This window comes from Paenibacillus sp. JT22N1 (genome assembly GCF_059692155.1).
In genome coordinates, this window is the sequence record NZ_JCAUAW010000004.1 from 289,115 (window position 1) to 302,828 (window position 13,714).

At 46.2% G+C, this 13,714-nt stretch carries 13 protein-coding genes; 11 read left to right on the plus strand and 2 right to left on the minus strand.

The features are described 5' to 3' along the window. The first annotated feature begins 9 nt into the window (after positions 1-9). The 7 genes from bioF to AC58UU_RS10455 all read left to right on the plus strand — a co-directional run bounded on the left by bioF (position 10) and on the right by AC58UU_RS10455 (position 6,713). Positions 10-1,188, plus strand: a complete 1,179-nt coding sequence (bioF, locus tag AC58UU_RS10425) for an 8-amino-7-oxononanoate synthase (RefSeq protein WP_497315294.1) — start codon at positions 10-12, stop codon at positions 1,186-1,188. Continuing rightward, positions 1,185-1,931, plus strand: a complete 747-nt coding sequence (locus AC58UU_RS10430; protein ID WP_497315296.1) for an alpha/beta hydrolase — start codon at positions 1,185-1,187, stop codon at positions 1,929-1,931. Before bioF ends, AC58UU_RS10430 begins: the two co-directional genes overlap by 4 nt. Then, complete coding sequence (gene bioC, locus AC58UU_RS10435) at positions 1,921-2,790, plus strand: malonyl-ACP O-methyltransferase BioC (protein WP_497315298.1); 870 nt, start codon at positions 1,921-1,923, stop codon at positions 2,788-2,790. Before AC58UU_RS10430 ends, bioC begins: the two co-directional genes overlap by 11 nt. A gap of 110 nt (positions 2,791-2,900) precedes the next feature. Next, positions 2,901-4,220, plus strand: a complete 1,320-nt coding sequence (locus AC58UU_RS10440; protein ID WP_497315300.1) for a DUF1800 domain-containing protein — start codon at positions 2,901-2,903, stop codon at positions 4,218-4,220. Positions 4,221-4,235: 15 nt separating this feature from the next. Further along, entirely contained in the window at positions 4,236-5,465 is a 1,230-nt protein-coding gene (locus AC58UU_RS10445) for a DUF1501 domain-containing protein (RefSeq protein ID WP_497315301.1), read from the plus strand. 109 nt (positions 5,466-5,574) lie between these two features. Next, a complete protein-coding gene (locus AC58UU_RS10450) occupies positions 5,575-6,093 on the plus strand; it encodes a mismatch-specific DNA-glycosylase (protein WP_497315574.1) in 519 nt (172 codons plus the stop codon). Further along, a complete protein-coding gene (locus AC58UU_RS10455; protein ID WP_497315303.1) occupies positions 6,093-6,713 on the plus strand; it encodes an NUDIX hydrolase in 621 nt (206 codons plus the stop codon). Before AC58UU_RS10450 ends, AC58UU_RS10455 begins: the two co-directional genes overlap by 1 nt. A gap of 17 nt (positions 6,714-6,730) precedes the next feature. Here AC58UU_RS10455 and AC58UU_RS10460 read toward each other — a convergent pair whose 3' ends face one another. Both AC58UU_RS10460 and thpR read right to left on the minus strand, forming a co-directional pair. Further along, complete coding sequence (locus AC58UU_RS10460) at positions 6,731-7,591, minus strand: DUF421 domain-containing protein (protein WP_497315305.1); 861 nt, start codon at positions 7,589-7,591, stop codon at positions 6,731-6,733. A 97-nt stretch (positions 7,592-7,688) separates the two neighbouring features. After that, on the minus strand, positions 7,689-8,591 hold the full coding sequence (gene thpR, locus AC58UU_RS10465) for an RNA 2',3'-cyclic phosphodiesterase (protein WP_497315307.1): 903 nt from the start codon (positions 8,589-8,591) through the stop codon (positions 7,689-7,691). On the opposite strand from thpR, the gene serC reads away from it, so the two are divergent. From serC to nrdF, 4 genes are all read left to right on the plus strand, one after another. Beyond that, complete coding sequence (gene serC / locus AC58UU_RS10470) at positions 8,590-9,678, plus strand: 3-phosphoserine/phosphohydroxythreonine transaminase (protein ID WP_497315309.1); 1,089 nt, start codon at positions 8,590-8,592, stop codon at positions 9,676-9,678. The two genes, thpR and serC, sit on opposite strands and share 2 nt — an antisense overlap. 589 nt (positions 9,679-10,267) lie before the next feature. After that, positions 10,268-10,627, plus strand: a complete 360-nt coding sequence (nrdI, locus tag AC58UU_RS10475; protein WP_047677314.1) for a class Ib ribonucleoside-diphosphate reductase assembly flavoprotein NrdI — start codon at positions 10,268-10,270, stop codon at positions 10,625-10,627. Beyond that, positions 10,614-12,698, plus strand: coding sequence for a class 1b ribonucleoside-diphosphate reductase subunit alpha (nrdE, locus tag AC58UU_RS10480; protein ID WP_497315311.1), 2,085 nt, complete (start codon positions 10,614-10,616; stop codon positions 12,696-12,698). The genes nrdI and nrdE overlap by 14 nt, the downstream gene beginning before the upstream one ends. Before the next feature lie 22 nt (positions 12,699-12,720). Then, positions 12,721-13,707 carry a class 1b ribonucleoside-diphosphate reductase subunit beta gene (gene nrdF / locus AC58UU_RS10485; RefSeq protein WP_497315313.1) on the plus strand — a complete coding sequence of 329 codons (987 nt, stop codon included), beginning with the start codon at positions 12,721-12,723 and terminating at the stop codon, positions 13,705-13,707. Positions 13,708-13,714 lie beyond the last annotated feature (7 nt).

A 13,714-nucleotide genomic window follows, 5' to 3' on the forward strand; every position in this document is an offset into this window, starting at 1 on the left:
GGTGCCGACATGAATTGGATGGAAAAAGAACTCGAGGCAATAGCGGACGCCTCGTTGATGCGTTCCTTACGTGCATGCAGCTCGATCCCAAAATGTCCTGGCTATACGGTTCGTGGAGAACGCGCGCTGCTCAACTTGTCTTCCAATGACTATCTGGGACTCTCCCAACATCCCAGCATTATTGAAGTGATGCGCGAAGCGCTTCTCATCGAAGGTGCAGGCTCTGGTGCTTCGCGCCTTGTGACAGGCAACCGATTGGCTTATGGCCGACTTGAAGAAGCACTATCCGATTGGCAGAACTGCGAAGCAGCGCTTGTTTTTGCAAATGGATATATGGCGAATTCTGGTGTTATTAGTGCGCTAGTAAGGCGAGGTGATGTTGTTTTCAGCGATCAGTTAAACCATGCCAGCATAGTGGACGGTACGATATTGAGCCGTGCGGAGCTCGCCCGGTATCGTCATAACGATATGGAACATTTGCGTTTCTTATTGAATAAGTACCGTGATAAACAGCGAAAGCTGATCGTTACAGATGCCGTCTTCTCCATGGATGGTGATCAGGCACCTTTGCATGAACTCGTTCTGCTCAAACACGAATACGGGGCGATGTTGATGGTGGACGAGGCACACAGTGGGGGGATATACGGGGGGCGCGGCGAGGGATTGTGCCATGAGCTCGGGGTGTGGGATGAAGTGGATGTCCATATGGGAACGTTCAGTAAATCTTTCGGAGTGTATGGCGCCTATGTATGCGGTAGCCGCACACTCATTCGTTGGCTGATAAATAAGGCAAGGCCGCTCATCTATTCAACAGCGCTGCCTCCTACTCTAGTTGCTGGCATTACAAAAGCATTAGATTTAGTACAGACAGAGCACTGGCGCCGTGAACGGCTTCACGAGGCTATTATGCTTTTTCGGTCCTCGCTTAGCGCGGCAGGATTTGATGTCGGTGCCGGCGATTCTCCAATTGTACCGATAATCATCGGCGATAATGATATGGCACTGCGTTTCAGTAATGCTCTTGAAGATGAAGGGATAGCGGCGGTTGCTATCCGTCCACCTACTGTGCCTGATGGTACAGCGCGTATCCGCTTTTCATTGTCAGCCGCTCATACGGATAAGGAATTGATCGCTGCCGCCGCACGAATCCGTACTATCGGACTTCAACTAGGAGTGCTAAGACTATGATTGCATCGACAAGCGGCACCATCTTATGGCTGACCGGTTGGAGCATGCCGGATACGGTTTTCGATCGACTTCGCGAGTTATTGCCGGATTTTCATCATGTTTCCGTAGTTTACAGTGATGCCGATTCTCCGGAGAAAATGCTACTGCTTACGGAAACGGCAGTAGAAAATTTGATAACAACAGAGTATAAGAAGGCTTCACATGGTCCGCTATTGATCGGAGGTTGGTCGCTCGGCGGATTACTGGCGTTGAGGCTAGCGGTTAAAGGTTTTGCTGATGGCCTGGTGTTGTTTGCGGCCACAGCTCGTTTTACCCGTTCTAAGGAAGAATTGGACCGTGGCTGGGCAGATGCCTACGTTAGGCAGATGATTACAGGACTTAAGAAGGACCCACAGGGCGTTGAAATAAAATTTCGGCAGGCTATGTTTACGGAAGCAGAAAGGGAGGCAGGTCTTAGCAAAAGATTTCCTCTCCTTAGCAGCTGGAAAACTCCGGCACTAATTGCCGGTCTCCAGATTTTGCGAAGTGAGGAAATCTTGTCTGGCCTGCCGGAAATTAAATGTCCGGTTCTTCTTGTTCACGGAACGGAGGATAAGATTTGTCCTTACAATGCTGCAGATGAGCTTGCAGCACAATTGCCTCAAGCAGAGTTGCTTTCCATACCGGGCAGCGGGCATGTGCCGTTTTTGGGAAGAGAAAATGAGATAGCTGAGGAACTGAGGCGATGGTGGGATGAGCAGTAGGGTAACGAATATTGAGCGTCAATTTAACCGGAGTTCAGCGGGTTCGTATGATGTTCACGCCAATGTGCAGCGCATTATGGCAGAGCAGCTTGCCAAATTTCTCATCGCTTGGAAGGGCGAAGAAGTTATAGAGACGTCTAACATTCTTGAGATTGGCTGTGGCACGGGTACTCTGACCGAAATTCTAGTTAACGAATGTTCCAAAGCGTCTATTATTGCACTAGATATTGCACCTGAAATGATCAAAGTGGCGGAGCAACGTGTCCGATCAGGCGTGGCAAGCCATTCAGCTATCAGCAATAGTCAACGGGATCGATTAAGCTTTATTCATGCCGATGTAGAAAGGTGGTCGGCAGATGCACAAGAAGCCTCGTTTGACCTCATTGTCTCAAATGCCTGCTTTCAATGGCTTATAAATCCGAAGCAAACGTTACGTCACCTTCGGCAGATGCTTCGTCCTGGAGGCTTACTGGTGTTCACAACATTCGGGACGGAAACATTTTATGAACTGCATCAGTCATTTAATGAAGTGTATCGAACTAATGGCATGGAACCACAGCGGCACGGACTATCGTTTCAATCCGATGCTCAGTGGGAAAACTCGCTCATGGAAGCAGGATTTTCAAGTATCAACAAAGAGCGTTTGATTCAAAAAGAAACGTATGCTTCCGTAAGAGACTTTCTACTTTCGGTTAAAGCAATGGGAGCTAGCACTTCGGAAGCTGCTCCTACGCAGGGTCTCAGCTCGCGAAGGCTGTTCGCAGGCATGTACAAGGCATACGAAGATAAGTTCAGCATACAGGGAGGCATCTCTGTCACTTATGATCTTCTTTTGATCCAAGCTAGGGCTTCTCATTAATAGGTTCATGGATAGAGATTCAGATATTTTCTGAGGACTCTATCTTTTTTTTACACACTTTTGACACATTTATGTGGTACAGTTTGGAAAAAAGGGCGAGGGGGGAGATCATGGGAGTACCATGGACTCACAAGGAAGTCGTTCATTTATTACATCGAGCTGGATTTGGTTCCACTGGGGAAGAAGTTACTGCTTGTATGGCACTTGGTCGTGAGGAAACGGTGAGACGTCTTATTGCCGGAGAAGCGTTGAACGATCAAGCGCCATCGCTAACCCCATTTGATCAACTAACCGGTGATGGTAAGAAATCATTAGATCCGCTGCAATTAGCCGATCAACAAATGTACTGGTTATATAGAATGGTCTATTCCAGTGCGCCGCTCATTGAGAAGATGACTTTGTTCTGGCATGGACATTTTGCAACGGCGAATTACAAGGTTAACGATGTCACGTTAATGGTTCAACAAAATACACTTTTTCGCAAATATGCACTAGGAAATTTCAAAGAACTCGTACTTGCCATTGGCAAAGATCCAGCTATGATGATTTGGCTAGATGTGAATCGGAATAAAAAAGGTAAACCGAATGAGAATTATGCCCGAGAAGCCATGGAGCTATTCACGCTTGGTATAGGTCACTATACAGAGACTGATGTGAAGGAAGCAGCGCGCGCTTTCACGGGTTGGACCTATGATAAGAAGGGAAATAAAGTAGGCTATAATCCCAAACAACACGACAATGATACGAAAACACTTCTTGAAGAAACCGGAAAGCTGGATTCGGATGATGTGATTGAAATTGTTTTCCATCAAAAAACGCTGCCGATCTTTCTTGCTACAAAGCTGCTCAAATATTTTGCTACGGACAGCCCGTCCGAAATTTGGATTCAAAAAGTTGCTGAATCTATATCAGATAAAGCTACTGTAGGGGAAGTGCTGCAAGAACTATTCCTATCCGATGAATTCTATGGGGAGAAATTGCGGTTATCTCTCATCAAAACACCGGCGGACTATGTTGCAGGTATTCTCAAATGCTGTAAGCTAACTGTTTCGAAGGGGCATGCACAAGCGATGAGGAAGATGGGACAGGAGCTATATTCCCCGCCGGATGTTGCAGGTTGGAGAGGAGGCGCCTCATGGCTGAATACAAGCTCCTTATTATCAAGGTATCAGTTTGCCGAGTCCATCGCCAAGCAGCTAAACGGCAAGGTGCTCTTATCGGCAGAGTATACACCTGAACAACAGGAGCGTCCGGAAGAATGGGTGAAAATGTGGAGTCAGCGTATGGGAATCACGGATTTATCGGATAAGACATTGCAGGGTTTACGTGCATACGCAGACGATACCATTATACATACAAAGCAAAAAAATGCGGGATTGAGAGGCTTGCTTCAATTAGTGCTGATTAGCCCGGAAGCTCAAATGAAATAGCAAGGGGTGAGAAAAATGAAATTATCGCGAAGGGATTTTCTGCTGAAAGGTACAGCCATGTTTGCGACTTTAGGCCTAGGCGGGGCTTTATTTACAGCAACAGGAAAATCGATTTTTGCTGGCGGTGTTGACTATAATGTTGATGAACCTGTGCTTGTTGTTGTGCAGTTAAGTGGCGGGAATGATGGCATTAATACGCTAATCCCTTATGGACAAGGGATTTACTATGATGCGCGGCCAACGCTGGCTTACCAGCAGAAGGATGTGCTTGCGTTAGATAATCAAGTAGGCTTGCATCCGAGTTTAGTTGGCCTCGCTGCACTTTATAAACTTGGGAAAATGGCTGTCGTTCAGGGAGTTGGATATCCTGGACCTGATCACTCTCATTTCCGCTCTATGGAAATTTGGCAGACAGCCGAGCCTGCGAAGATGAGTCGGAGCGGTTGGCTTGCACGCTATGCAGAGTCTTCTTTGCGAGATAGCAGCAATCCGCTCAAAGCTATTCAGATTGGCGCAGGGGGCAAGGCTTTTGCTTCGGAGAAAATGAGCTTTCCCGTTATCCAATCTTTAGAAACGTATCATCTGATTGATCCGAAAACAGCGATGATGGACAAAAATCGGATCACCAAAGCATTCTTGGAGATGTATGGTGTACAGAATCAGAGGGAACAGCTGCGTGTCGTATCAGGGCGTGGATATGAGGCCTTCAAAAGTGTTGAAGCGATTCAAGCTTTAACGGCTACCTATGCGAATAAAGTGGAGTATCCGAAAACTAATTTTGCAAGGGATCTTCAATTAGTATCCAAGCTGCTGGCCGGTAAATCGGGCACAAGAATTTTCAATGTGCAGATCGGCGGTTTCGATGATCATGCCGATGAGAAGGTCCAGCATGCCAAAGTGCTGACTCAGGTCGACGAAGGTCTGACAGCGTTCTACAAAGACTTGGAGGCGCAAGGACTGCAGGACCGTGTTGTAGTGATGATGTTTTCGGAGTTTGGGCGGAGGGTTAAGGAGAACGGAAGCGGCGGAACAGACCATGGAACGGCAGCTCCGATGTTTGTGATTGGAGGCAAGGTGAATGGCGGTCTCTATGGAGCTTACCCGAGCCTGAGCAATTTGGACAATGGTGATTTGAAGTATGAGGTTGATTTCCGCTGCGTATACAGCACTCTTATTGATAAATGGTTAAAAGGTGATACCACGGCTATTTTAGGCAAATCATACGAGTCTTTAAAATTTATATAGCTGTATAGCCGGGGCTGATGCTTCGGCTTTTTGTTTTTAGTCGTTCATGGTAACCTATTGAAAAAGACAAAAAAATCGTCGTGCTGGTGGAGGTGCTTTGACGTTGAGCATAGAGCCTATTTCGGATCATCTGCAAGAGGATTTAAGGATACTTTTCGTGGGGTATAACCCTAGTATACGATCTGGGGAAACGGGTCATCATTATGCGAATCCGAACAATCGCTTTTATCGGATCCTTTTCCAAGCGGGATTAACACCTCGGCTGTATAAACCTCAAGAGGACGGGGATCTGCTGAAGCTCGGGTATGGCTTTACGAATATCGTGGCTCGTCCTTCGTTAACAGCTGCAGAAATTACGCCTGAGGAATACCGAGAAGGTCGACTTATTTTGAAACAAAAGATCCAGAGCTTTCGCCCTATTGTTGCCTGTTTTGTAGGAAAAGGGGTATATGAACAGTATAGCGGACGTAGGGGGATGAATTGGGGGAGTCAACAAGATCCTGTGGTTGAAGGTGTAATCGACTATGTATGTCCCTCTTCTAGTGGGCTTGTTCGGATGAAGCTTGAGGAGATGGTAGCTATTTATAGTGGAATTAAGACTTATATCGAAATGGAGTTGGGTTATTGATGAATATTCCATGGTTGGAATGGGCTAAAGAGATCCAGGCTATTAGTCAAGCCGGTCTTACTTACGGTGAGAATGGCTATGACTTGGAGCGATACGAGGCGCTGCGCAAGATCAGCGTGGAGATGATGAGTTATTTCTCAGAGACACCGATCGATAAGGTGACGGCTTTGTTCGCCAGCGACACGGGGTATCAGACGCCGAAAGTGGATATTCGGGCCGTCGTCTTGAGAGAGAACAAGCTGCTGCTTGTGAAGGAAAGAGCCGACGGTGCTTGGGCTTTGCCTGGAGGCTGGGCGGACATCGGCCTCACACCGTCGGAGGTCGCCGTCAAGGAGACCCGCGAGGAGGCCGGCTATGATGTCAAGCCGGTGCGATTGCTGGCGGTCTTCGATAAGAAGCGCCACGCGCACCCACCCTCGGCAAATCACGTGTACAAGATGTTCATCTTGTGCGAGCTGGTGGGCGGGGAAGCACTTGAAGCCGGTCTGGAAACGACCGGCGCCCAGTTCTTCGGCGAGAGCGAGCTGCCGCCGCTCTCGGTGGAGCGAAACACCGCTGAGCAACTGCAGCGGATGTTCGAGCTAGCCCGTGACCATACAGCGCAGACGCTGCTCGATTAGCCAAGAGCGTAAGGGTTTTACCGCTTAAGGACGGGTTTCAATTGTGCGATGATTTCCTCCATTTGCTTCGAGCATTGTTCGTACATCTCTTTTGCAGCTTTATTTTTCGTAGTAAGCCCGAACAACATCAGATCGCCTTCGCATTTTTTTAATGTTGCAAACAGGGTTGCTTTTTCTTGCGGCACAGGTACCATGATTTTGTCGTCAAATAAATCCACATACAACTGGCCGTAAGAATCGACTTGACCTAGAAATACATTTTCAATCGTCACCCCTATTTTATCCAATTCGGTTTTTAGCCATCCCCGGTTAAAACCGAGGGTGGCTAATGCTTCATCCATGATTTCACCATCCATGATAACCGCTTGGGGCTCCTTCTCAGGTGCGACTTTGATGCCCAAATGTTTTGGAGTCAACGGTTGATTATCACGAGTTAATAGAACATTAATTTCACCGTTCGGTTCCATGATCGCAAATTCGACATCAGCCACTTTAAATGCCGATCTCTTCCGTAATTGCTCCATGAGTTCATCGGTGGTAAGTCGTTCCTTTTTTAAATTTTCTTCCAAAACTTTTCCGTCTCTAATAAGTACGGTTCCTTTACTATCAAAAAAATCCCGCATTTTTTTACTTTTTAGCTGCAAAAATTCAATCCCTAAAGAGCACACGACCCAAGCGGCTAAGGATACCAAACCTAGATACCAATCCGTATCCAAATCCATTGATATGTAAGCCGCAAGACTACCAATTGTAATACCGGTAATGTATTCGAACAAGGAAAGTTGAGAAACTTGCCTTTTACCCAACAATTTCGTCATAACGAAAAGCACAAGAACCGCTAATAATGTGCGTAAAACAATCTCAAACCAATCGGACATATCGGTTCCTCCTTTTTTATTAAATCAAATCCAATCCGTTCAATTGTTTGTAGAATTCTTGAAAGTTATACAAAAACAAGATATTAATTCCAGAGTGTTAAGTAGAATGTTGTTCCTCAAAAGGGAACACACCTAACGGCTCGTACGCCGGCAGGCGGCCCAAGTGGCTGCGGTAGAGGACGATGTCCTCTACCTGCCACACGGGCCAGCCGCCGGCAGGCGCCCCAGCCGCTGCAAGGGCGGAGCGCTTGAAAGGCCCCGCCGCTGCGCGGTAGCGGCGGGCTAGTGTAAGATGCGGCCGATAGGCGCGAGCCTCGGCCGGGAAGCCGTGGCGGGCGCAGACGCCCGCGACCTCGCGCTGCAGCGTAGCCAGCGCGTCTAGGTCGCCGGCGAGGCCCGCCCAAAGGATCGACGGCGCCGCCGGAGGTCCGAACACGCCGAGGTCTTCGGCGTGCAGGGTCAGCGGCAGCACAGCTGCAGCAAGCTGGCGCAGGTCGGCCGCCAGTGCTTCGGCTGTCTCGGCGGATGCGTCGCCGAGGAAGCTTAACGTGACGTGGACGTCCTGCGGATGCGTCCATTTATGGAAAGGCAGCACCTTTTGGATGCTGTCTTTCCATATGTCTAGCACCCGCTGGACGTCTTGCGGGAGCTGAATGCCCACGAACAGCCGATACATCTCGGAGGCGTTTGTGGAGCTTGAAGTGGTTGTGGAACTTTGTGCATTTGTGGAACTTGAGGCGTTCGTGGAACTTTGTGCGTTCGTGGAACTTAAGGTGTTCGTAGAACTTAAGGTGTTGGAGTTTTCAGAATTCGCAGCGTTTGTAGAACTTTCTCCTATTGTATCAAGCAATGTCATAAGTAAATTAGGCTCCTTTTGTATCCAAATCTGTTCACTTCTTCGTACTTCTCCTAGCATTGCCAACTGAGGTTTTACTTGATGCATGAAGAGAATATTGCTATCATAGCGATAATACAAAAAAGCAAAGGTGTGGTCATTCATGGGAAATAGGGCTTATAACTTTAACGCAGGGCCTGCGGCATTACCGCTCGAAGTACTGCAGAAAGCACAAGAGGAGCTTGTCGAATTTAAAGGCATCGGCATGTCCATCATGGAAATTTCTCACCGCAGCGCGGAGTTCGAGCAAGTACATAATGAAACGCAGCAACTGTTGAAACAAATTTTCAGCATCCCTGATGGGTACCAAGTGCAGTTTCTGCAAGGTGGCGCAAGTACACAATTCGCCATGATTCCGCTTAATTTTCTAAAGCCAGGTAAAGTAGGCAGCTATGTGCTTACAGGTGCATGGGCGGAGAAAGCTATTCAGGAAGCAGGCTTGTTCGGAGAAGTTGCCATCGCAGCAAGCTCGAAAGAACAGAAATTTATGAAAATTCCGGACTTGAGTGAAATCAAGATTCATCCGGATTCCGCTTATCTGCATCTGACTTCGAATGAAACAATTGAAGGCGCTCAGTTCCAGAGCTTTCCGGAGACAGGGAATGTACCGTTAATCGGGGACATGTCCAGCGATATCTTGAGCCGTCCTGTTGATGTTTCGAAATTTGGCATGATCTATGCAGGAGCGCAAAAGAATCTAGGTCCTTCTGGTGTAACTGTGGTTATTGTTAAGGAAGATTTATTACAAGATCTGCCTAAAGCGATTCCAACTATGCTTCGCTACGAAATCCATAGCAAAAACAATTCTCTGTACAATACACCACCAGTGTATTCAATCTACATGATGAACCTAGTATTGAAATGGATACAGGAACAAGGTGGACTAGCTGTCATTCAGAAAAATAACCTTGAGAAATCAGGTCTAATTTATAGCGCAATCGATCAAAGCGGTGGTTTCTACCGTGGACCTGTTGATGCGGGCAGTCGTTCCGCGATGAACATCACGTTCCGTTTGCATGATGAAGAGTTGGAGAAGAAGTTCATCAAGGAAACCGAGCATAACGGATTTGTTGGGTTGAAGGGTCATCGCAGTGTAGGCGGTTTGAGAGCATCTACGTATAATGCTGTTCCTTATGCATCATGCAAAGCGCTCGCTGAATTTATGAGTGATTTCCAAAAACGCAACGGTTAAGAAATAAGATCAAGCTATTCACGGCACCCTCGTGTGCGTGTGAATAGCTTTTTTTGTTTCTGGGTAGGAATGTGGCATCCTCGCTATTAACGACCTTAGACGGACTCTGAGACGGCTTAATGAGCCTATATTTGGAATGGAATGGATCAATATCTAGTGAGCTGAAAGCCCTAATCTTGTATTCGACAAATTCAAAAAATCAAGTCAAAATTGAAAAAATATTTTCAAAGCCTTCCGAGCCACGCCCTGTCTAGGTTTACGTATTTTGCTAGTCAAAAAGTGCCTTTTTGCTCGTTGACAAACACAATATATTGATATAAATTTGAATCTATCAACTAGATATCGTAAAAAAAGCGAAACACACAACTGCTAGAATTTGTGAAAAAATAGGATCAAATTCCGTTATAAACCGCATGATTGACGCCTTTTTCCTAGGATGCGTATTTCTGAAATTCGCATATTTTGTCGAAAGGCGATGGCGAATTCCACCTTGGATTGCACGGAATGATTCATTTGTTTACTACATATAGGGTTACTTACATAAGCGGTACTAGATAGTGAATAAGAGAGTGTTAGGAGACGGAAACCCATGCTGATTGCTTACGATTCGAAGACGGGAAATGTTCGCCGATTTATTGCTAAGCTCAAAATGCCAGCGATTCAAATTGAGGAAGCGATGAAGATGGACGAGCCTTTCGTGCTCGTTACCTATACAACCGGTTTTGGTCAAGTTCCTCCGAAGGTAGCTTCTTTCCTAGAAAGCAATGCCTCTCGTCTTATCGGAGTAGCAGCAAGTGGTAACCGCAACTGGGGAGACGGATTTGCCAAAAGCGCAGATACGATCTCACAGCAGTACGATGTGCCTGTGTTAACCAAGTTTGAGTTATCCGGCACCAAAAATGACGTAGAACGATTTGTTCAGGGGGTACATGCAATTGCGGCACATTGAGCTGAATAATTTATTGATGCAACGCGGAGCGGATGGCTTTTTTCAACTAGAAAAGGATAAAGAAGCTGTTGAAGTTTTTATGAAGGAAGTCCACAGTAAAAGCCTCACTTTCCCCGATACTTCTTCTAAAGTTCGTTATATGATCGATCAAAACTATTACGAGAACGTATATGAGAAATATACGCAAGATGAAGTTAACGATGTTTATCAAGTGGCCCACGATAATCAATTCGAGTTCGCCTCCTACATGGCAGCTTCAAAATTTTATACGGATTACGCTTTACGCAGTGATGACAAGTCCTTATACCTGGAACATTTCCCGGATCGCGTTGCTATTGTTGCTTTGTACTTGGGACGTGGGAACGTAGAAACAGCGCGTGTTCTTGCTGTCTCGATGATGGAACAACGCTTGCAACCAGCGACACCGACGTTCCTTAATGCAGGAAAGAGCCGCCGAGGCGAAATGGTATCTTGCTTCCTGCTGGAGATGGACGATTCTCTTAATTCTATTAACTACGTGCTAGCTACCTGCATGCAGCTTTCCAAAATTGGCGGTGGCGTAGCCGTGAACTTGTCCAAGCTTCGTGGTCGCGGTGAAACGATTAAAGGTGTGGAAAACGCCGCAAAAGGAATTATGCCGGTTCTTAAGCTCATGGAGGATGCTTTCTCCTATGCAGATCAAATGGGTCAGCGCAAGGGTTCAGGAGCTGCTTACTACAACATTTTCGGCTGGGACGTTATGGAGTTCCTAGATAGTAAGAAAATTAATGCGGATGAGAAATCTCGTTTGAAGACACTATCCATCGGTCTCATTGTACCGAACAAGTTTTACAAGTTGGCTGAAGAGAACAAACCGCTGCATGTATTTGCTCCTTACACGGTACTGCAAGCCTATGGTAAGCATTTGGATGATATCGATCTCGATGAGATGTACGATGAACTGCTGGCCAATCCGAAAGTGAAGAAAAAGGTTGTCATGAGTGCACGTGACATGCTAGTTAAAATTGCGACTACCCAACTGGAATCCGGTTATCCATATATGATGAACCGTACGAATGCCAACAAGGATCATGCCCTGAAAGGTATCGGTACGATTAAAATGTCTAATCTCTGTACAGAGATTTTCCAACTGCAAGAAACTTCGGAAATCAACGATTACGGCCAAGATGATCTTATTCTTAGAGATATCAGCTGTAACCTCGCTTCCATGAACATTGCAAACGTAATGGATCGTAAGAAACTGCGCGAAACCGTTCACGAGGGCATGATTGCATTGACTTCAGTTAGTGATATGACGACGATCTGCAATGCGCCGGGAGTTGCCAAAGCAAACCGTGAGCTGCACTCTGTTGGACTCGGTGTTATGAATCTTCATGGCTACTTGTCTAAGAATAAAATTAGTTATGAGAGTGATGAAGCCAAAGATTTCGTCCGCACGTTCTTCATGGCTATGAACTATTATTCGATTGAAAAAAGTATGGAAATTGCCAAATCGTCGGGGCAAACCTTTGAAGGCTTTGAGCTATCCGAATATGCGAATGGCGCCTATTTCAACCGATACACGGAGACGGATTACCGTCCGCTTACGGATAAAGTGAAGTCCTTGTTTGAGGGAATGCCGATTCCATCACCAAGCGACTGGGCTAAGTTAAAAGAAGATGTAAAAACCAATGGTCTTTATCATGCATACCGATTGGCCGTTGCTCCAACACAAAGTATTTCCTATATTCAAAATGCAACTTCGAGTGTCATGCCGATTGTTGAACCTATCGAGACTCGAACTTATGCGAACTCAACAACGTACTATCCGATGCCTTTCATGGCACGCGATAATTTCTTTTACTATAAATCTGCTTATCAAATGGATCAGTTTAAGATTCTTGATCTTATTGCTGAAATTCAAACACATGTGGATCAAGGGATTTCAACCATTTTACATGTAAATAGCGATGTTTCGACTAGACAACTTGCTAAACTATACCTCTATGCGGCACACAAAGGACTTAAATCGCTCTACTACACGCGAACGAATCAGCTATCCGTTGAGGAATGCGTCAGCTGCTCGGTGTAATTTGGAAGGGGATTGAATATAAATGAGTACGGCCACTACCCTAAATAATGCCAGGAAAGCTGTGAATTGGAATCGTCCCGATGATGATTTTACGATCACTTTCTGGAATCAAAATATTATGCAGTTCTGGACAGATGAGGAAATCCCACTATCTGATGATAAAATGTCATGGATCACGTTAAGCGGTGCAGAACGTGAACTTTACATGAAAGTACTCGGTGGCCTTACGCTGCTCGATACCATGCAAGGCGGCGTTGGCATGCCGAAGATTCTTGAGCATGTCGATGGGCTCCAGCGCAAAGCTGTGCTAAGCTTCATGGGTATGATGGAACAAATACATGCGAAGTCCTACAGCAGTATTTTCACCACGTTGTCTACAACGGAAGAAATCAATGAGCTGTTCCTATGGGTTGAACGCAATCCTTACTTGCAGTTCAAAGCAAACAAGATTTCCCATTTCTACGAAAACATTGGAACACCTAAAGAGCTATACTTGGCTATGGCAGCATCTGTCTTGCTGGAGAGCTACTTGTTCTATAGCGGCTTCTATTATCCGCTTTACTTGGCCGGGCAGGGTAAAATGACGAGCAGTGGCGAAATCATCGATTTGATTTTACGCGATGAGAGTATTCATGGTCTGTATATCGGTGTATTGGCACAAGAGGTTTATGCGGAGTTAAGCCCTGCTGAGCAGGATGAGGCGTATGAGACATTGTGTGCCTTGCTGAAGGAACTTCATGCCAATGAGGAAAGCTATACAGAAAGTCTCTATGGAACTTTGGGCTTGGCAGAAGAAGTGAAAGCTTTCTTACGCTACAATGCGAATAAAGCGTTCATGAACCTTGGCGTAGATCCAATTTTCGAAGAAGAGGATATTAATCCGATTGTTCTTAACGGTCTGAGCACGAAGACGAAGCAGCATGACTTTTTCTCGAAAAAAGGGAATGGTTATGTCCGCACGATTCACGTTGAAGCGTTGACGGATGATGATTTCCTTTTTGGGGATTGAACATACA